The organism is Providencia sp. PROV200 (genome assembly GCF_049901995.1).
Lineage (GTDB): Bacteria > Pseudomonadota > Gammaproteobacteria > Enterobacterales > Enterobacteriaceae > Providencia > Providencia rettgeri_E.
Window position 1 is genome coordinate 1,813,631 of the sequence record NZ_CP096307.1, and the last position, 18,950, is coordinate 1,832,580.

The following is an 18,950-nucleotide window of genomic DNA, read 5'->3' on the forward strand; positions in this document are numbered from 1 at the left end:
AAAAAGGAGAAAAATTTAAATTAAGAATAATAAAGGTTGTTATTTGACCAATCCGAGTGTGTTTTATGATATCACTCTTAAATTGCGGTAAGATATTTACTAAAGAAAAGGAAATAAAGGAATAGTTACATCAAGGAAGCACTTAATGTTAAATCTAAATAAAAAAGGCCGATAGCAAAAATAGTCACTATCAGCCTCTATAAGGAAATTAAAAATTAAAGTACATGAACTGAAGATGTGTTGGTTGTGCCACTTTGTACTAATGCTCCAGAAACCATTACAACAGCATCACCAGAAACCGCTAAGCCACTTTCAAGCGCTGCGCGTTTACCTTCACGATAAAAATCATCTGTGGATGTAAAACCACCTACAATCATTGGGATCACACCTTTGACTAACAGTAACTGGCGGGCAGTTTCTTCATTAGTCGTTAACGCGAGGATTGGCGCAGTAGGGAAATATTTACGAACAGATTTAGCAGACTTACCGCCGTAGGTTGCAACAACGATTAGTGGCACGTCTAATTTTTCAGACATTTCCACTGCACCACGACAGACAGCCTCAGTGACACGTAAGCGTTGGCTTGGTTTTTGGCTATCAATGCGAGTTTGCATGATACGGTCTGTACGCTCACAGATAGTTGCCATAATGGTAACAGCTTCTACTGGATATTTACCTTTAGCGCTTTCACCAGACAGCATAACTGCATCTGTGCCGTCTAAAATAGCGTTGGCCACGTCGCCTGCTTCTGCGCGGGTAGGGCGTGGGTTTTTGATCATTGAATCTAACATTTGCGTTGCAGTAATGACGACTTTACGTGCAGCGACACATTTTTCAATCATCATTTTTTGTGCAAAAATAACTTCTTCAACAGGGATTTCAACGCCTAAATCACCACGAGCAACCATGATGCCGTCAGAAGCTTCTAAAATTTCATCAAAGTTATTTAAACCTTCTTGGTTTTCAATCTTCGAAATAATTTGGATGTTCTCGCCACCATGTTTTTTCAGATGAGCACGAATTTCTTCAACATCAGAGCGCTTACGGATAAAAGAAGCTGCTACAAAATCAACACCTTGTTCGCATCCAAACACTAAGTCTTCTTTGTCTTTTTCAGCTAACGCTGGCAGGCCAATGGAAACGCCTGGTAGATTAACCCCTTTCTTCTCCCCGAGGTCACCGTTATTTAAAACCTCACAGACGACTTCAGTCGCAGTGACATTAGTCACTTTCATACCAATTAAGCCGTCATCAACTAATACGGTATTGCCGACTTTTAAATCTGAAGTTAAGCCTGAGTATGTCACAGCAACTTTATCTTTATTACCGATCACGGAAGTGTCGGTAGTGAATGTAAAGGTTTGGCCTGCAACGAGAGAAACGTCGTTACCACCTTCCAATTTCATGGTGCGGATTTCAGGGCCTTTAGTATCGAGTAAAATAGCAGCTTGTTTACCTGTTTTTGCACAAACAGAGCGAAGATTTTTAATACGTTGACCGTGTTCTTCATAGTCACCGTGAGAAAAATTTAGGCGCATGACATTCATGCCCGCATCAAGGAGTTGAGTCAGTTTTTCTTCTGATTCGGTTTTTGGACCGATAGTACAAACAATTTTAGTTTTTTTCATGGCAGTCTATCTAATGTTATAAAGGAAATCGGTATTGCCGCCGACGCTTAGTACATTTAATAAATCGTGCGCATATAAAATTTTGTTGCGCAACTCATTTACAAGAATAGGCGACAGTCTGGTGTTTAATGCATTTATACACTTAAATTTGTCACATTTTGATTCTTATTATAGTGTAGATGACAAATTCAATTAAAGCTAACGTATTGATTTGCTACTGTTGAAACCTTTCAGCCAGCGCGGGTATTATAGACAACAAAAAACTGTGAGACAAATCAAATTTTACTAAATTAGAAGAAGAGGCCATTTAGATCAAAAATTCAATTGATATTAAGTAACCTAATTTGTTGCGCAACAAATTAAGGGAATGATAGTAAACAATCAAGAAAAATTTTAAGGTGGGAGGCATGATAACAAAATGGTGCGTCCGAGTAGACTCGAACTACCGACCCCCACCATGTCAAGGTGGTGCTCTAACCAACTGAGCTACGGACGCACTGAAAAGTTTGGATTGTGTTTATTTGAAATGGTGCGTCCGAGTAGACTCGAACTACCGACCCCCACCATGTCAAGGTGGTGCTCTAACCAACTGAGCTACGGACGCACTGAAAATTAACATTGTGTTCACTAGAAATGGTGCGTCCGAGTAGACTCGAACTACCGACCCCCACCATGTCAAGGTGGTGCTCTAACCAACTGAGCTACGGACGCATTTAAAAGTTATCTAGGTGACAACGGGGATGAATATTAACGTTATGAGGTTCATCTGGCAAGGGGAAAATGTATTTTCGTGATAGTTTGCTCGTATTTAAAACTATCTGGTGCGAAATACACCTTCCCCCATAATAAAAAGCTTAAAAAACCGTCAATTAGCGTGCTGAGCGAAGTAGAATAACATCCTCTGTCTGCTTATGGATCCACATAATACGTGTTGCCATACCTATCGCAGCTGCGCTTAATCCAATGATAAAGCCAATCCAAAAGCCTTTAGGGCCCATAGCCGGTGCGATAATATCAGTTAATGCTAAGATATAACCGGAAGGTAAACCAAGTAACCAATATGCGGTGAAGGTAATAAAGAAAATAGAACGTGTATCTTTGTAGCCACGTAAAATTCCCGCACCAATAACTTGCACAGAGTCTGATAATTGATAAATAGCGGCATATAGCATCAAACTACTCGCTAAAACAACCACTTCAGGGTTTTTGTTATACATCATTGCAATCGGTTCACGGAAGACCGCAGTGAGAACGGCGGTAAAACAAGCGATCATTAAGCCAACAGCAATACCAGTATAAGATGAAACTTTAGCGGCTTCAGTCGATTTCTGTCCTAAGTTATAACCTACGCGAATGGTTGCAGCTATTCCTAATGATAATGGGAACATAAACATCACGGAGCTGAAATTCAATGCAACTTGATGGCCAGCGACTGCAACAACACCTAATGGGGCGACTAACAAGGCGACGACGGCAAATAAAGTGACCTCAAAGAAAAGTGCCAGACCAATAGGGGTACCTAATACGATAATTCGCTTTAAGATTAATGGATTTGGCGATGTGAAAGAGACTGTAGGGCGAATATCGCGCTGCGCAGTAGCACGTTTCACATACCATCTCATCATCAGACACATAGCCCAATACACTGATGCGGTCGCGACACCACAGCCCACACCACCTAAAGCTGGGGCACCAAAGTGACCATAGATAAAGATATAGTTAATGGGAATATTAATCATCAAGCCAAGAAAACCAATCACCATCCCCGGTTTGGTTTTTGAAAGCCCTTCACATTGACTACGATACACCTGATAAAATAAGTATCCTGGGGCTCCCCACATAATAGCATGTAAAAAACGGACAGACTTATCCGCCAATTCTTTATCAATATGGGGCATATTGCTGATAATAAGCTGGCTATTATAAAGAAGACACATAATACCTAAGGCTAAAAGCAGCGCTAACCACAGCCCTTGTTGAATTTGGTCTCCAATCAAGTTACGACGACCTGACCCATTCATTTGTGCAACGATTGGAGTTAAAGCCATCAAAATGCCCTGGCCAAAAAGAATAGCTGGCAGCCAGATGGAAAACCCAACTGCAACTGCGGACATCTCAATTTCACTAACACTTCCAGCCATAACGGTATCCACAAACCCCATTGCAGTTTGTGAAAATTGAGCCAAAACGATAGGAATACCAAGTGCCAACAAGTTACGCGCTTCTGTAAAATATTTCTGCACGCATACACCTTTGTAATAAAAGAAAATAAGAGGAAAAAATTAGAAAAATAAATGAGTTACTAAGTTCTCATTGATTATTAAAAACCGCTCATTCTATCCCTTTTCTAAATGGATTCCAATAATGATATGGTAACAAACTATAAAAGAGCATTTTAGAACCTAATATATGGACAAATACTCGATTTATTAACGTCTTGTTTATCACTCAAATAGGATAGATCTCTAAAAATTCTGATGTAAACTGAGCTTATTAATCCACTACACTGGGAATCATTATGTTTACAGGCATTGTCCAAGCGACCGCTCCTATTATTGAAATTACAGAAAGAGCCAACTTTCGAACTCATGTAATGAAATTTACCCCTGAATTACTTAGAGGTTTAGAAACAGGGGCTTCCGTTGCGCATAATGGTTGTTGTTTGACGGTAACGAAAATCGATGGTGAGAGAGTCAGTTTTGATCTAATTAAAGAAACTCTGAGATTGACTAACTTAGGGGAATTACAAGAAGGTGATGTTGTTAACATCGAACGCGCCGCAAAATATGGTGACGAAATTGGCGGCCATATCGTTTCTGGTCATATCATGACAACAGCTGAAATTAGTAAAATTTTCACATCCGAAGATAACCACCAAATTTGGTTGTCAATTCATGATAAAGCTTTGATGAAATATATTTTGCATAAAGGCTTTGTGGCGATTGATGGCATCAGTTTAACGGTGGGTGATGTAATCAATAATCGGTTTTGTGTACATTTAATCCCAGAAACATTAGAGAGAACAACACTAGGTAAAAAACGCTTGGGTGATAAAATAAATATAGAGATAGACCCACAAACGCAGGCAATTGTTGATACGGTTGAACGCGTTTTAAATCAAAAAGAACAAGAAAAGTTATTACAGCAAGCAGAAGAGTTGGCTAATGTAGCAAAAACAGAGTGAATAGGCATTAAAGCAAGCAATTGCGTTATTTATGTTAAAGATAAATAGCGATATAAGCAATCAGGTAGGCTATAGCAATAGTAGTTTATGCTATAGCCTGAATAAAGTATGGTTGGATTTTGTTTATTGAATATAGGTTACGGAGTTCTATTAAATAAAGAAGGTTAAAATTGCTTAAAAATACAATGCGCTCTAGTTTTCATTATTAATAGATCATTTTTCACTAAAATTGACAGAAAAGCTAGCGTTATCACGTTCAATTGCTTCAACTAATCGCTTGAAATGCGGACTGTTTTTATGCATCTCTAATGCCTGAGTGTCTTCCCATTCCTCGAAAACAATGTAACCATTTTCTTTAGCCATAAGATCATATTGAATGCATCCTTTCTCTCGGCGGCTTAGTTTTGCTAAGTCACGAACGATTTCTTTCGTTAAATACCCATCCGTCCTTTCTGTTGTAATTTGGGCATACACAACAATACTCATTCCGTTCTCCTTATGTATTAAGAACTATCTTAATGGGTACTTAGTTTTTGTATTGTAAAAAAGCGAATAACTTGATTTTAAAAATGCCGACGGCGTCATAGTAAAGTATCTTTTAAAATCACGGTAAAAGTGGGATTGGTCATAATAGCCTGTTTCAAACCAGCGGTAGGTATCTGGTTCTACTACCATACTTTTTAAAACGTGCTCTAAGCGACAATTGATCTGGTACCTTTTTGGTGTAATACCGTATTCTTTTAAAAACTCTTTTTGAATGACTCGGAGATGTAAACCTGTCTCTTCGGCAATTTCAGTGATTTTTTTAGTTGGGTTACGATATAGCAACTCTAAAATTTCATCTGTGAAATGAGACTTTTTCTTGGCTTTTGTCCTATTAAAGCAATCCAACAACTCTTTGAATGAAGAGTTAGCTAAAGCTTCAAACCAACGGTCTTTCCATATGTCATTTAGTGCGATGGGTTTATCAGTATAATTTAGTGTTCTTTGAGGCAGAAGAAAACGCAATGCATCATGACGAATACGTAATACCATAACTTTTGAAAAATTAGGGCTAGCAGTAAATGTGTTGACTCTAGGAATAATCAGCTGATAAGGGTCTGCGGCTGAGTTGCTTTCAGTTGTCATGTGAAATGTATCTGATGAAACCCAGATTTCAGCACCTGTTCCAGGAAAAATTTTAATTGCCTCTGTAAACTCTTTGATTATTAAAATAGAGCTAACAAAGGATTTTAATTCATCTGGTGGATAATACTGTTTTAACATCATTCTTGAGCACTCATTATTTAATGTCGCAATGATAACGTTTTTTAACAAGAAAATTAACCATGAAACATCTATATCTTAGTAGATAACAAAAAAAAAGCCTTATTTATTAGTGAAATCCGCTTAGATTAAGGGGTTTTGACAAGAAAGTTCAGGTTTTGTGAGCTAAGAATAATGGGTGATATAGAAAAATACTTAATAAATGTTACGGTATAACCATAAGAGTTATACATTGGAAGAAGTTTTTGGGAATTAGTTAAATATCAATCATGCCGATTATATACGGCATGATTGATTCGACAAGCTATACTTTAGGAGATCGTTTGGCAATCGACCTGCTCAAGATCTTGATTATTTTTATTGCCGCAGCGTTGCATAAAATAACCAATGGTCATTGGAATAATGGTAACCGCCATGACACCCGTTGTTGCTAACAATGGGTCTAAACTCAGGGCTGAAACAAGTAGGCTTGCTAAGAAACATAGACCTAATTGTAAGGCATTTTGCAATGCAGCTGCTTTACCACTCGCGCTAGGAAATGCATTTAGTGCTTTGGATACTGCAATAGGATAAGAGGCCCCGTTCATTGCCGCCATAAAGCAAAATGGGATCAATATCATGGTTAATGATGGTGTGGTATAGATGGCCATGATAAATAAAATAGACATGCTTACCGCGTAACCAATTAATAATAATGGAAATAGCGTTTCTGCGCGAACTTTTGCTAATAAAATGCGGCAGCCATATCCACCAACAATAAAGGCTAAAGTTTGTGGAATATAGCTCAAACCAATATCAGCAGGGTTGAAGCCCATGTCACGTAAGATAAAAGGTGACCCGGTTAACCAAGCGAAGAAACCCGCGCTACAGGATGCATAAACCAGCACGTTACCGCTGAAAACAGGGGAACTGAGCAAGTTTGAGAAAGAAATCTTAGTTTCTGGTTGGTTATCATCAGTTATTGTTTTAACTGAAACATTTTTCAAAAAGAGTGTCGGTAATAAAAGTAGTATGCCCACCGCCATTAGGATCAGGAAAATTGCTTCCCATGTTTGGTGCTCTAGAACCCATGCTCCTAATAATGGGGCTAAAGCCGGGGATAGCGCGACTAGTGGCATGATAGAAGCAAAGACTTTCTGGGTATTTGCCTCATCATAGCGGTCGATAACAAGGGCTTGCCATAAAACTGCCGCGGAGCAGACCCCAACAGCCTGTAAAAAACGTAGTGTTAATAGCTGTGTTGCGGTTTCGACCCAATAAATGGCTAAGCTACTGATAATGAAAATAGTTAAGCCCACAATTAGCACAGGCTTACGGCCAAGTTTGTCTGATAATGGCCCCCATAATAGCTGAGCAAAGGCAAAACCAGCTAAAAAAATACTGAGAGAAGCACTGATGGCGCCTTCAGAGGTATGCAAGGTGTTTTGCATAGCGCCAAATGCAGGTAAATACATATCAATGGCTAAAAAACCTAGCATACTAAGTCCTGCAAGGTAAACCATAAAACCCGGAGAATTTTTTTTCACAGTATTCGACATAATTATTACTTATCTGATATTTAAAAAATTGTTAATGATGATGTCATTGTATAGGCTATTTTTTTAGGTTGTGAAACGGTAATATTTGGATCTTGCCATCAAAATTTTTGAAAGGAGAGGTTATGTGGTCTGCGCATGCACTCGAAGTGATTGATGCAGTTGCTCGAACTGGAAGTTTTAGTGGTGCTGCTGATGAATTGCACCGTGTACCTTCTGCAATCAGTTATACCGTCAAGCAAGTTGAGGAATGGCTTGCTGTTCCTCTATTTGAACGCCGACATCGCGATGTTGTTCTGACAGAAGCAGGGGCGATATTTATTAAGGAAAGTCGTTCTGTTATCAAAAAAATGACAGATACAAGACATCAATGCCAGCAAGTTGCAAATGGCTGGCGCGGGCAATTTAGTATTGCTGTTGATTGTATTGTTAAACCCCAAAGGACAGAACAATTACTTATTGATTTTTATCGTCATTTTCCCGATATTGAACTTTTTATTCACCCTGAAGTGTTTAATGGAGTGTGGGATGCACTTGCTGACGGACGTGTAGATGTTGCGATTGGAGCGACTCGAGCGTCCCCGATAGGCGAAAGATACAGCTTCCGTGATATGGGTTTTATGCCGTGGATGTGTGTCGCAAGTCCAGAACACCCATTAGCCCAAATAGGTGAGAAACTGACTGATGACCAAATGAGAGAGTACCCGAGTTTGTGTCTCGAAGATACCTCTCGTAACCTTCCCAAACGTGATACTTGGGCACTTGATAACCAACGTCGGCTTGTCGTGCCTTACTGGGAAAATGGTTTAGCTTGTTTGGTTAATGGGCTATGTGTTGGAATGGTACCGGAGCATCGAGCAGCTCCGCTTTGTGAAAAAGGCCAATTAGTTGAACTAGCATTAGCACAGCCATTTCCACCCAGTCCTTGTTGTTTAACTTGGGTGGAAAATAGTACATCACCCGCGCTCCGTTGGTTATTGGATTACCTTGGTGATAATGAAACGCTCAACGCAGAGTGGCTTTCAACTTAACGATTTGTCTTATCGACGATAATCGATAAATGGCCCGTCAGCGACAGAGCGACGCTCTACAAGGCGAGGGTGAACTTCAATTGTTTGAGCATCTTCGCGCTTATTAATGATACGGTCGAGCAGCATGGTGAAGGCCATTTGGCCTAAACGCTCTTTGGGTTGGTGGATAGTGGTCAATGCTGGTGTGAAATAGCGCGCATTTCGCACATTATCATAACCAATAATTGAAATGTCTTGTGGAACGCGTAGCCCCATTTCATCAGCCGCACAAATGGCTCCCATCGCCATGATATCGCCACCACAAAATACCGCAGTAGGACGTTGTTTATGGCTTAAAATTTGCATCATTGCTTTATAGCCAGATTCAGGTTCGAAATCACCTTGTACTATCCACTGGTCTTTCAGTGTGATCTTTGCTTCTTCCATTGCTTTTTTGAAGCCTGTTAAGCGGCCGATACCGGTGTTTCTTTCAAGCGAGCCAGGGATCACACCAATATCACGGTGCCCACGGTCAATTAAATAGCGGCCTGCAAGATACCCACCATGGAATGAATTATCAATAATACTGTCTGTAAAATCACCTCGGGAGGTTCCCCAATCCATCACCACCATTGGGATATTACGATAGTCTTCAAGCATACTAATTAACGTATCTGGATATTCAGAACACATCACAAGTAGGCCATCAACGCGCTTTTGCGCTAACATTTGCAAATATGCTTTTTGTTTTCCCAAATTATTATGAGAATTACAAAGTATAAGTGTGTAACCTTTTTCATAACAACTATTTTCAACTGATTCAATTACTTCTGCGAAATAAGGGGCTTCGCTTGAGGTTGCGAGTAAGCCAATCGACTTTGTATGATTAACTTTTAAACTACGGGCAACCGCACTTGGCGAATAATTAAGCTCTTTAATTGCAGCCCAAACCGCAGCCTTGGTGTCATCAGCCACAAAGCGCGTTTTATTAATAACATGGGATACGGTTGTGGTGGATACGCCAGCGCGCTTCGCCACATCTTTAATCGTTGCCATGGGGGAAGAAAACTCCTGACCAATAACCGGTCTCTATAATAATTCTTGTTAAAAAATTACCTGCATATTGATGCATTGATCCTTTGCTGGCAATAACTTAGCGATTTGTTGTCGATTTTGTCTGATCTAGCGCAAAAACGAAAGAAATAATTGATGTTATAACATGTGATATAGACACTAGTTTTACTTTTTTAGATATGTATACTTAATAACCTTAATTAATGAGTGGTTATTTGTTAATTCAATGACATTAAAATGAGAGGAACTCATGGATACAGATTTTAAATATGGATTGCTTGCTGCATTGGGCTCATTAGCACTGATTATTTTTCTTGCTGCACATATTTTCTGATTTTATTCCAGCCTCGAGTAGGTGAAATAAAAGGGCGAGTACATCTCGCCCTTGTCAATTTAGTCTTTGTTTCGATACTTGCTAGAGGACTATGCTAAGTTTGCTTCCACAAATTTCCAATTAACCAGTGCCCAGAAGTTTTCTAAGTATTTAGGGCGGGCGTTGCGGTAATCGATATAGTATGCATGCTCCCAAATATCAACGGTTAACACAGGTTTGTCGTCACCAGAGATTGGGGTCGCAGCATTCGATGTATTGACGATTGCAAGGCTACCATCTGCTTTTTTTACTAACCAAGTCCATCCAGCACCGAAGTTTTTGGTTGCGGCATCAGTAAACTGAGCTTTAAATTCAGCAAAAGAACCGAATGCTTTATTAATCGCTTCCGCAACTTTGCCTGTCGGCTCGCCACCAGCGTTTGGCGCTAAGCAATTCCAATAGAAAGTGTGGTTCCAAACTTGTGCCGCGTTGTTAAAAACCCCAGCTTCAGAAGTTTTGATAATTTCTTCTAAAGATTTTCCTTCAAAGTTAGTACCTTTGATGAGGTTATTTAAGTTAACAACATAAGTGTTGTGGTGTTTACCATAGTGATATTCTAAGGTTTCTGCAGAGATATAAGGTTCTAAAGCATCTTTTGCATACGGTAAAGCGGGTAGTTCAAATGACATTGCGTACTCCTTGATTGCTTTTATATCAAAATACTCAGGGTGTTTGCTCTTAAAATGAGCAAAATAATATGTCACAGCTTATCATTAGAGTTTCGCCTATTGGCGATATGATACTTAATATATTAATAATAGCACGATCAACCTTACAAAGGTAAAGGTAATGATGCGGCTAAGATGCTAACAGATAAATAGAAAAATTACAGATAAAAATCATATAGATATTGTAGGTGGGGAACCTAAGTACATTAAATTTCAGTTCTTACCTAGAAATAGCTACTTGTTTGACTTAGGTAAAGAGAAGATAGAAAAGGTGCCTTTTTGTTTTTTGGAATGTTATAGTAATGCCCCTATAAAACTGGCATATTGTATGAAACAATTCAGTTTCTTATTATATCAGTCAATGTGTTCTGTTAAGTTGAGGTAGACTCTCAGTTACCGGCTGACTGCAAAACCTGCATCTTTGTTTTAAGGAAGTTAAAAATGACAACTATTGAAAGAATTGAGCGCCAAATTAAAGAAAACCCAATTTTATTATATATGAAAGGCTCTCCTAAACTTCCGAGCTGTGGTTTTTCTGCTCAGGCAGTACAAGCTCTGTCTTCTTGTGGTGAACGTTTTGCCTATGTTGATATCTTGCAAAACCCAGATATTCGTGCGGAACTGCCAAAATATGCAAATTGGCCAACTTTCCCTCAACTGTGGGTTGATGGTGAGCTAGTCGGTGGTTGCGATATTATCATGGAAATGTTCCAGCGTGGTGAGCTGCAATCTCTAATTAAAGAAACGGCTGATAAATACCGTTCAGCAGATGAAGCTAGCGCAGACTGATTTAAACAATAAATAAAAGACTAAAAAACCGTATTTGGTAAAAGCATTGATGACTTTCTACTAAATACGGTTTTTTTATATTATTGCTATTGATAAAAAGTTATTGAGAATCTTCAATAATTGGCCAGCCACCCAATTTTTTCCATTTATTAACAATTTCGCAAAATAGCAGAGCGGTGCGATTCGTATCATACAGGGCGCCGTGTGCTTGTTTGCCATCAAATGGGATACCTGCAGAAACACATGCTTTTGCTAAAATTGTTTGACCAAATGCTAAGCCACTTAATGCCGCGGTATCAAAGGTTGCAAATGGATGGAACGGGTTACGTTTTAAACCTGCTCGTTCGGCGGCATTCATGACAAAACTGTGATCAAAATTTGCGTTATGAGCAACAATAATTGCGCGATTACAATCAGTATTTTTCATGCCTTTGCGGATGACTTTAAATATTGCATGAAGAGCCTCATATTCGCTAACAGCACCGCGTAGAGGGTTAGTTGGATCAATTCCAGTAAAGGCAAGAGCGGATGGCTCAAGATTTGCGCCTTCAAAAGGTTCTACATGAAAATGTAATGTTTCATCCATGGAGAGCCAGCCGTCTTTATCCATTTTTAAGGTGATGGCTGCAATTTCTAACAGGCCGTCAGTTTTTGCATTAAACCCACCTGTTTCAACATCAATAACGACAGGATAGTATCCCCTGAATCGGTTCACTAGGGCATTTGGATTGTTTTTTTCAGACATTAGGACTTTCAGTTTTAGTTTTCTGGTTGGATGACATTATGCCAAAACCAGTAAAAATTTGCAGGTAAAGGGTGATAAAAGTTTAGGTGTTAGAATAGGCACCTAAACTTTTAGATTATATAGCTAATTAATGGCCTAAGCCTTTACTTGCGCTTTTGTTTTCGATCAGCTCAATTTTATAGCCATCTGGGTCTTCGACAAATGCAATTATAGTTGTTCCGCCCTTAACTGGGCCTGCTTCACGTGTTACGTTACCACCTGCACTGCGGATAGCATCGCAGGTTTTTGCAACATCATCGACACCTAAGGCGATATGACCATATGCGTTACCCATATCATATTGGTCAACCCCCCAGTTATAGGTTAGCTCTATCACAGCGCCTTCACTTTCATCGCTGTAACCAACAAATGCGAGAGAGTATTTATACTCTGTATTTTCACTGGTTCTTAATAAGCGCATACCTAACACTTTTGTGTAAAAGTCAATAGAACGCTGCATATCAGTAACACGTAACATAGTATGGAGTAAGCGCATTTTTAAACCTCTTGGAATCAGCCTGAATCGATTTATCTATTAATATAACGTGCTTAAATTAATAAATACAATGATTACAGTTTGTTTTTTGAACAAATAATGGTAATACTCATTTCTAGGAGTATATCATACATTTATGGTGATTTTTTCTTTTTAAGGGGAAAGTTATGGCTGAACAACTTGAATTTTTTGAGATCCCCAGCCCTTGCCGTGGTATATGTCAAAGTAATGAACAAGGCTATTGTCGAGGTTGCTATCGCACTCGTGATGAGCGCTTTAATTGGTTAAAGTTTTCGGATAGTGAAAAACGAAATGTACTTCGTTTATGTCGTCAACGCCATTTAAGAATATTAAATAAAAAAATAGCTCAAGAAAATACCATCGATACACAACAACAACTTTTCTAGTTTTCTGTTTGAAAATAATGATAAAAAATCAAATGTTTTATTTTCAATATAAATTAATCCTCAATAAATTATTAGCATGCTATTTATTTCTTAGTTTATATTTCAATGAAATTTTATTTATTAAAAATTAGTATAGGTTAAATTAAAATGACTGTAATTAACATGATTTTAAGATTAACTATATTTGTTTGTTTTTTAAAGGCTTATGAAGCATTGTTTTTTTTATTGTTATTCACGACTGCTATAAGAGCTAAAATAGATAGATCAAAAAGGAGAGTGCGGCTATTCTTATTAATAAGATAATTGATAGATTATCTCGTTAAACTCAGGTTGAAAAAATGTAGGAATCAACGACATATTAATTAGAGTTATATCGCATAATAAATCAGCTATTGTAACTAGATATAGGTATTTAATGGCTAATATATAAATAAAAAGTTGTAAATATAAAGGGAAATTAATATATAATCCAAAAATAATATGAAGATGGTATATTTTTTTGACATTATAATTATATAAAGGAGGGTAAATTGGAATCACAAATTGGGACAGAGTTATCACGTGTTGTTCGCATGTGGAGAGCATTAATCGACTATCGTTTGAAGCCTCTTAAACTAACACAAACACATTGGGTGACATTACATAATATAAGTCAACTACCGCCTGAACAATCTCAAATACAGTTAGCGAAAGCGATTGGTATTGAACAGCCTTCATTAGTAAGGACTCTAGACCAATTAGAGGAAAAAAAACTTATTTCTAGGCATACTTGTACAAATGATAGGAGAGCTAAAAGGATAAAGTTAACGGAAGAATCTGAACCCTTTATTAAAACGGTAGATCAAGTCATAAACAATACGCGTATAGAGATATTGAATAATATTAGTAAAGATGAACTTTATCAATTATCACAGTTACTTATGAAGCTTGAAAAAAACATTTTAAGATTACAAAATGATTCATGATGTGAAAATAATATACCTAACTAATAAATAGTGTGCTAATCATTAAACTAACAATTAAGTAATCGGCCTATGTGATTTGTATGATGGTGAAATAGAAATAGGCAATGGGAATAATAATTACACCCAGTTATGACTTTTTATAATTCATTGCCTTTAAATATAATTAAAGCTGTTAATTATATTTACCTACGGTTTTCTAATTGTTAGCTGGATAATTTATTAGTGCGTATTAATTAATAATAAAAAATTTATAAAAAAGGGGGGGGGAAGTAGCTTTTAGGCACGAAAGCAAGGGGGTTATTTGTAAGCAAGAAACTGTATTACCTAAAAGCGATACATGATGAATATAAAATATAATTATATAACATAAAGTAACTATATTATTCAGCAATATTATTTTTAAGGCATACTCACTGGCTAATGTCGGTGAGTATACCTAATTTAGTATCGTAAGATTACCGAGGAGACACAGTCACTGTATTTCCGCTATTTGCAATCATAACACGTTGGCCATTACGGAAGGTGCTAGGGTCTTGTTTTTGAACAACAACAATGTTTTTACCGCTATCGAGGCGGATCTCTAATTGAACACCTTGGCTTCTATTTAATGCGCCTTGAGCTTCCTGACCAGCTAAACCACCAGCAATAGCACCTGCAGCTGTTGCTAATGTGTTACCTGTACCACCACCGATGGTGTTACCTAATAACCCACCAAGTACAGCTCCACCAATTGCGCCAATTACGTTACCGTCTTCACCAGCTTGAATAGTCACAGGGCGAGCATTCAGAACAGTACCATAAGTCACAGTCTGTACCTGTTTCGCATCCTTGGCAGAAATAGTATCACCAGAAAGCGTACTGGTATTGACACAGCCTGATAAGGCTGCAACTGCTACAACACCTACAAAAACTTTCTTAAGCATAAGAACTCCTATGAGATTTGCTGTCTGTGGCACTAACATAGCATCGTATATTTGTTTTCACCATAAACACAACAAAGTATCAAAATAATGGTATTAAAAGCGATGGTTAGATTACCGATTCTGATTTAAATAGAGCGTAAACACTAGGTAAAATATCTCAAATTCGTGATTATTTCATTCAATAAGGCACTCTTTGTTAAATATTCACATAGGGTAGTCAGCTTATGAGCATCATTTCGCACAAGTTGCCAAACAGGATAATGTTTTAAACTTTAACTGAAGCGCGGAACAGTAATGCTGAGCTGATCGATATATTATGTACCATAATATTGAAAATGAAAATTTCAGATATTACAAAACGACTTTTTTATTTGGCTTGTCTAGCAATTTTTAGTTTTAAAGCACTTATTTATTATTCCTGCGAAGCGCGCCGAGAAATTGCATCGAATTGTTGACAAAATTTGTCATCAAAGCACAATCTTTTGTAGCTGAATATTGTAAAGTTAATGTGCACTCTGAAGGAACAAGAATAATGATGAAATCAGGTCGTTACATAGGAGTTATGTCAGGAACTAGCCTAGATGGTGTTGATGTCGTTCTTGCCGCAATCAGTGACAAATTTGTCGCAGAGCAATCCAGTTTGAGTGTTGCATTTCCCATCGAGTTAAAAAAACGAATTTTAGATATATGCCAAGGGCAGGCAACAACGCTATCAGAGATTGGTAAAATTGATAGAGAGCTAGGTTCTTTATATGCAGATGCGATAAACCAACTTCTGATTCAAACAGGACTAACTGCCGAGGACATCATTGCGATTGGTTGTCACGGCCAAACTGTTTGGCACGAGCCTGATGGCGAGCAGCCTTTTACTATGCAGTTAGGTGATAACAACCGTATCGCAGCTTTAACAGGGATCACAACGGTAGGGGACTTTCGCCGAAGAGATATGGCTTATGGGGGGCAAGGAGCGCCTTTAGTTCCTGCATTTCACTTAGCTGTTTTAGGGCATTCTACAGAAAAACGAATTGTACTGAATATTGGTGGAATTGCTAATGTGACAGCTTTATTACCTGGGGCCTACGTTAAAGGCTATGACACAGGACCGGGGAATATGTTAATGGATACCTGGAGCTGGCGTATTCAACAAAAAGCCTTCGATGAAGGTGGTGAGTGGGCTAGTCGTGGTCAAGTTGACCATGGATTACTAAAAGCCATGTTAAGCGACCCATATTTCAGACGTTCGTCGCCGAAAAGTACGGGACGTGAATACTTTAACACGCAATGGTTAGAACAGCATTTAGTTCATTTTCCATCAATTTCAGCGAATGATGTTCAAGCAACACTATGCGAATTGACAGCGGCCTCTATCGCAGAGCAAGTATTACTATGTGGTGGGTGTGAGCGCTTAATAGTTTGTGGTGGTGGAGCAAAGAATACTTTTTTAATGCAACGAATGGCCGCTTTGCTTCCGGGAATTGAAGTGGCGCCAAGTGATAAGTTTGGTCTCAGTGGGGATGATATGGAAGCCTTGGCGTTTGCATGGCTAGCAGCACGAACGATATCAGGTCTTCCAGGAAATTTGGCATCCGTTACTGGTGCAAGTAAAGAAACTGTGCTTGGGGCAATATACCCTAAAAATACCGATAAAAAATAACTGTGGTAAAGGATATAAAAATGAACGAGCTAGATGAAATAGATCTTGCATCGGTACGTCGCGAATACACTAAAGGCGGGTTGAGACGTAATGACTTAACAGCAAACCCACTGGCACTTTTTGAACTATGGATGAAGCAGGCATGCGAAGCTCGATTGAGTGATCCGACAGCCATGTGTGTTGCTACTGTAGATGAAACTGGGCAGCCTTACCAACGCATCGTATTATTAAAACATTTTGATGATAAAGGCCTTGTATTTTATACCAATTTAGGTAGTCGAAAAGCGAAGCATCTAGAGAAGAATAATAAAATAAGCCTGCATTTTCCATGGTATCCATTAGAGCGCCAAGTTAATTTCACAGGGGTTGCTGAGCGTTTGAACCCCATTGAGGTTGTTAAATATTTTCATAGTAGGCCGAAAGACAGCCAGATTGCAGCATGGGCATCAGCGCAATCTTCTAAAATATCAGCACGTGGTATTTTAGAAGGGAAATTTTTAGAGTTAAAACAAAAGTTTAAAAATGGAGATGTCCCATTGCCGAGTTTTTGGGGGGGATATCGAGTGGTATTTGATAGTGTTGAATTTTGGCAAGGTGGCGCACACCGTTTGCACGACCGTTTTTTATACCAACGAGAAGGTGATAGCTGGAAAATTGATAGATTAGCCCCTTAGGATCATGTTTTTTAGCTGGCACTTAATTGATATGCGCTTTATGCTATAGCTTCATTTAAGAAAATTGACAAATTACACTGGTGAGCTTTTGATAAACATCTCAAACTCACTGGTCATTCAAACTAAAATAGATAGACAAAATACAACTGATGGAGTCATTGATGTCTAGCAATAACCTGATTAAACAATTGCAAGAGCGGGGCCTCGTTGCCCAGGTAACGGATGAGGATGCGTTAGCAGAGAGACTGGCGCAAGGCCCTATCTCTCTCTATTGTGGCTTCGATCCTACCGCAGACAGCTTGCATTTGGGACATCTGGTGCCTTTGCTGTGTTTAAAACGATTCCAACTAGCCGGGCACAAGCCTGTGGCGTTGGTAGGTGGTGCAACGGGCCTTATTGGCGATCCGAGCTTTAAAGCTACTGAACGTAAATTAAATACCGCAGAAACCGTTCAAGAGTGGGTAGGAAAAATCCGTAACCAAGTTTCACCATTTTTAAGTTTTGATTGTGGTGATAACAGTGCACGCCTTGCTAACAACTATGATTGGTTTGGCAAAATGGACGTACTGACTTTCTTACGTGATATTGGTAAGCATTTTTCTGTTAACCAAATGATTAACCGTGAGTCTGTTAAGCAACGTCTAAATCGTGATGACGTTGGTATCTCTTTTACTGAGTTTGCCTATAACCTTTTACAAGGTTATGACTTCGCAAATATGAACAAAGAGATGGGCGTAGAACTGCAAATTGGTGGTTCTGACCAATGGGGTAACATCACTTCGGGTATTGATTTAACTCGTCGCCTACACCAAAACCAAGTATTTGGTATGACCGTTCCTCTAATTACTAAAGCAGACGGCACTAAATTTGGTAAAACAGAAGGTGGTGCAGTTTGGTTAGACTCCAAAAAAACCAGCCAATATAAATTCTACCAGTTCTGGATCAACACGGCAGATGCTGACGTTTATCGCTTCTTAAAATTCTTCACATTTATGGAAATAGATGAAATTAATGCATTGGAAGAAGAAGATAAAAATAGTGGTAAAGCGCCTCGAGCTCAATATGTATTAGCAGAATTAGTCACTAAATTGGTACATGGCGAAGAAGGCTTAGCAGCAGCGAAGCGTATTACCGAAAGTTTATTTTCTGGTGCAGTATCTGATTTAACTGAAGCTGATTTTGAGCAATTAGCTCAAGATGGTATGCCTTGCATTACATTAGAAGCAGGCGCTGATTTACAGCAAGCCTTAGTTGATTCAGAGTTGGTTCCTTCTCGTGGGCAAGCAAGAACGGCTATTAGCTCTAATGCGGTATCTATTAATGGCCAAAAACAAACAGAGCCAATGTATGTATTTTCTGATGCAGACCGTTTGTTTGGTCGCTATACATTGATCCGTCGTGGTAAGAAAAACGACTGCTTAATTAATTGGAAATAGCTCTGACTAACCTTTGTAATATCAGCCCGGAATTTTCCGGGCTATACTCGTCATATTTCAAGTTGCATAGGTGTTGATGGCAAC

Annotated in this window: 18 protein-coding genes and 3 tRNA genes; 8 read left to right on the forward strand and 13 right to left on the reverse strand. The window is 38.7% G+C overall.

Features of this window, described 5'->3' with window-relative positions; translation table 11 throughout:
- Positions 1 to 215: 215 nt before the first annotated feature.
- From pykF to M1E86_RS08315, 5 genes are all read right to left on the reverse strand, one after another.
- The gene (gene pykF / locus M1E86_RS08295; protein WP_125890972.1) at positions 216 to 1,628 is read right to left on the reverse strand and encodes a pyruvate kinase PykF; all 1,413 of its coding nucleotides are present in this window, start codon (positions 1,626 to 1,628) and stop codon (positions 216 to 218) included.
- A gap of 419 nt (positions 1,629 to 2,047) precedes the next feature.
- Positions 2,048 to 2,124 (reverse strand) — tRNA-Val (locus M1E86_RS08300).
- A 31-nt stretch (positions 2,125 to 2,155) separates the two neighbouring features.
- A tRNA-Val gene (locus tag M1E86_RS08305) sits at positions 2,156 to 2,232 on the reverse strand.
- A gap of 30 nt (positions 2,233 to 2,262) precedes the next feature.
- Positions 2,263 to 2,339 (reverse strand) — tRNA-Val (locus M1E86_RS08310).
- Positions 2,340 to 2,497: 158 nt separating this feature from the next.
- Positions 2,498 to 3,871: an MATE family efflux transporter gene (locus M1E86_RS08315; protein ID WP_213913253.1), complete on the reverse strand. Its 1,374-nt coding sequence runs from the start codon at positions 3,869 to 3,871 to the stop codon at positions 2,498 to 2,500.
- A 275-nt stretch (positions 3,872 to 4,146) separates the two neighbouring features.
- Between M1E86_RS08315 and M1E86_RS08320 the strand changes: the two genes are divergently transcribed.
- Complete coding sequence (locus tag M1E86_RS08320; protein WP_125890974.1) at positions 4,147 to 4,812, forward strand: riboflavin synthase subunit alpha; 666 nt, start codon at positions 4,147 to 4,149, stop codon at positions 4,810 to 4,812.
- 213 nt (positions 4,813 to 5,025) lie between these two features.
- Here the strand turns inward: M1E86_RS08320 and M1E86_RS08325 are convergent, their stop codons facing one another.
- The 3 genes from M1E86_RS08325 to punC form a co-directional block, all read right to left on the reverse strand.
- Positions 5,026 to 5,298: a putative quinol monooxygenase gene (locus M1E86_RS08325; protein ID WP_102139700.1), complete on the reverse strand. Its 273-nt coding sequence runs from the start codon at positions 5,296 to 5,298 to the stop codon at positions 5,026 to 5,028.
- 24 nt (positions 5,299 to 5,322) lie between these two features.
- Complete coding sequence (locus M1E86_RS08330) at positions 5,323 to 6,081, reverse strand: helix-turn-helix transcriptional regulator (protein WP_349490923.1); 759 nt, start codon at positions 6,079 to 6,081, stop codon at positions 5,323 to 5,325.
- A 308-nt stretch (positions 6,082 to 6,389) separates the two neighbouring features.
- The gene (punC, locus tag M1E86_RS08335; RefSeq protein WP_213913251.1) at positions 6,390 to 7,616 is read right to left on the reverse strand and encodes a purine nucleoside transporter PunC; all 1,227 of its coding nucleotides are present in this window, start codon (positions 7,614 to 7,616) and stop codon (positions 6,390 to 6,392) included.
- 122 nt (positions 7,617 to 7,738) lie between these two features.
- On the opposite strand from punC, the gene punR reads away from it, so the two are divergent.
- Positions 7,739 to 8,644: a DNA-binding transcriptional activator PunR gene (gene punR, locus M1E86_RS08340; RefSeq protein ID WP_213913250.1), complete on the forward strand. Its 906-nt coding sequence runs from the start codon at positions 7,739 to 7,741 to the stop codon at positions 8,642 to 8,644.
- A gap of 9 nt (positions 8,645 to 8,653) precedes the next feature.
- Here the strand turns inward: punR and purR are convergent, their stop codons facing one another.
- Together purR and sodB are read right to left on the reverse strand one after the other, a co-directional pair.
- Complete coding sequence (gene purR / locus M1E86_RS08345; RefSeq protein WP_125890977.1) at positions 8,654 to 9,679, reverse strand: HTH-type transcriptional repressor PurR; 1,026 nt, start codon at positions 9,677 to 9,679, stop codon at positions 8,654 to 8,656.
- A gap of 441 nt (positions 9,680 to 10,120) precedes the next feature.
- Complete coding sequence (sodB, locus tag M1E86_RS08350) at positions 10,121 to 10,699, reverse strand: superoxide dismutase [Fe] (protein WP_213913249.1); 579 nt, start codon at positions 10,697 to 10,699, stop codon at positions 10,121 to 10,123.
- A gap of 480 nt (positions 10,700 to 11,179) precedes the next feature.
- Here sodB and M1E86_RS08355 point away from each other — a divergent pair, with 480 nt between their 5' ends.
- Positions 11,180 to 11,527: a Grx4 family monothiol glutaredoxin gene (locus M1E86_RS08355; RefSeq protein ID WP_102139695.1), complete on the forward strand. Its 348-nt coding sequence runs from the start codon at positions 11,180 to 11,182 to the stop codon at positions 11,525 to 11,527.
- 100 nt (positions 11,528 to 11,627) lie between these two features.
- Here M1E86_RS08355 and rnt read toward each other — a convergent pair whose 3' ends face one another.
- Positions 11,628 to 12,272, reverse strand: a complete 645-nt coding sequence (rnt, locus tag M1E86_RS08360; protein ID WP_125890978.1) for a ribonuclease T — start codon at positions 12,270 to 12,272, stop codon at positions 11,628 to 11,630.
- Positions 12,273 to 12,399: 127 nt separating this feature from the next.
- The gene (gene gloA / locus M1E86_RS08365; RefSeq protein WP_125890979.1) at positions 12,400 to 12,807 is read right to left on the reverse strand and encodes a lactoylglutathione lyase; all 408 of its coding nucleotides are present in this window, start codon (positions 12,805 to 12,807) and stop codon (positions 12,400 to 12,402) included.
- Positions 12,808 to 12,974: 167 nt separating this feature from the next.
- Here gloA and M1E86_RS08370 point away from each other — a divergent pair, with 167 nt between their 5' ends.
- A complete protein-coding gene (locus M1E86_RS08370; protein WP_125890980.1) occupies positions 12,975 to 13,214 on the forward strand; it encodes a DUF1289 domain-containing protein in 240 nt (79 codons plus the stop codon).
- A gap of 530 nt (positions 13,215 to 13,744) precedes the next feature.
- Positions 13,745 to 14,179, forward strand: coding sequence for a transcriptional regulator SlyA (gene slyA, locus M1E86_RS08375; RefSeq protein ID WP_094961765.1), 435 nt, complete (start codon positions 13,745 to 13,747; stop codon positions 14,177 to 14,179).
- A 455-nt stretch (positions 14,180 to 14,634) separates the two neighbouring features.
- Here the strand turns inward: slyA and M1E86_RS08380 are convergent, their stop codons facing one another.
- On the reverse strand, positions 14,635 to 15,102 hold the full coding sequence (locus tag M1E86_RS08380; RefSeq protein ID WP_036958672.1) for a glycine zipper 2TM domain-containing protein: 468 nt from the start codon (positions 15,100 to 15,102) through the stop codon (positions 14,635 to 14,637).
- 532 nt (positions 15,103 to 15,634) lie between these two features.
- On the opposite strand from M1E86_RS08380, the gene anmK reads away from it, so the two are divergent.
- The 3 genes from anmK to tyrS all read left to right on the forward strand — a co-directional run bounded on the left by anmK (position 15,635) and on the right by tyrS (position 18,866).
- Positions 15,635 to 16,756, forward strand: coding sequence for an anhydro-N-acetylmuramic acid kinase (gene anmK, locus M1E86_RS08385; protein WP_185746849.1), 1,122 nt, complete (start codon positions 15,635 to 15,637; stop codon positions 16,754 to 16,756).
- Between the two features lie 20 nt (positions 16,757 to 16,776).
- A complete protein-coding gene (gene pdxH, locus M1E86_RS08390; RefSeq protein WP_125890981.1) occupies positions 16,777 to 17,430 on the forward strand; it encodes a pyridoxamine 5'-phosphate oxidase in 654 nt (217 codons plus the stop codon).
- 161 nt (positions 17,431 to 17,591) lie between these two features.
- The gene (gene tyrS, locus M1E86_RS08395) at positions 17,592 to 18,866 is read left to right on the forward strand and encodes a tyrosine--tRNA ligase (RefSeq protein ID WP_102139691.1); all 1,275 of its coding nucleotides are present in this window, start codon (positions 17,592 to 17,594) and stop codon (positions 18,864 to 18,866) included.
- The last annotated feature ends 84 nt before the right edge of the window (positions 18,867 to 18,950 follow it).

Coding starts and splice junctions, on each gene's coding strand:
- pdxH (WP_125890981.1), top strand. CDS start 16,777: ATGAACGAGCTAGATGAAATAGATCTTGCATCGGTACGTCGCGAATAC.
- M1E86_RS08325 (WP_102139700.1), bottom strand. CDS start 5,298: ATGAGTATTGTTGTGTATGCCCAAATTACAACAGAAAGGACGGATGGG.
- M1E86_RS08380 (WP_036958672.1), bottom strand. CDS start 15,102: ATGCTTAAGAAAGTTTTTGTAGGTGTTGTAGCAGTTGCAGCCTTATCA.
- anmK (WP_185746849.1), top strand. CDS start 15,635: ATGATGAAATCAGGTCGTTACATAGGAGTTATGTCAGGAACTAGCCTA.
- M1E86_RS08330 (WP_349490923.1), bottom strand. CDS start 6,081: ATGATGTTAAAACAGTATTATCCACCAGATGAATTAAAATCCTTTGTT.
- purR (WP_125890977.1), bottom strand. CDS start 9,679: ATGGCAACGATTAAAGATGTGGCGAAGCGCGCTGGCGTATCCACCACA.
- M1E86_RS08355 (WP_102139695.1), top strand. CDS start 11,180: ATGACAACTATTGAAAGAATTGAGCGCCAAATTAAAGAAAACCCAATT.
- tyrS (WP_102139691.1), top strand. CDS start 17,592: ATGTCTAGCAATAACCTGATTAAACAATTGCAAGAGCGGGGCCTCGTT.
- rnt (WP_125890978.1), bottom strand. CDS start 12,272: ATGTCTGAAAAAAACAATCCAAATGCCCTAGTGAACCGATTCAGGGGA.
- sodB (WP_213913249.1), bottom strand. CDS start 10,699: ATGTCATTTGAACTACCCGCTTTACCGTATGCAAAAGATGCTTTAGAA.
- M1E86_RS08320 (WP_125890974.1), top strand. CDS start 4,147: ATGTTTACAGGCATTGTCCAAGCGACCGCTCCTATTATTGAAATTACA.
- punC (WP_213913251.1), bottom strand. CDS start 7,616: ATGTCGAATACTGTGAAAAAAAATTCTCCGGGTTTTATGGTTTACCTT.
- pykF (WP_125890972.1), bottom strand. CDS start 1,628: ATGAAAAAAACTAAAATTGTTTGTACTATCGGTCCAAAAACCGAATCA.
- M1E86_RS08370 (WP_125890980.1), top strand. CDS start 12,975: ATGGCTGAACAACTTGAATTTTTTGAGATCCCCAGCCCTTGCCGTGGT.
- gloA (WP_125890979.1), bottom strand. CDS start 12,807: ATGCGCTTACTCCATACTATGTTACGTGTTACTGATATGCAGCGTTCT.
- punR (WP_213913250.1), top strand. CDS start 7,739: ATGTGGTCTGCGCATGCACTCGAAGTGATTGATGCAGTTGCTCGAACT.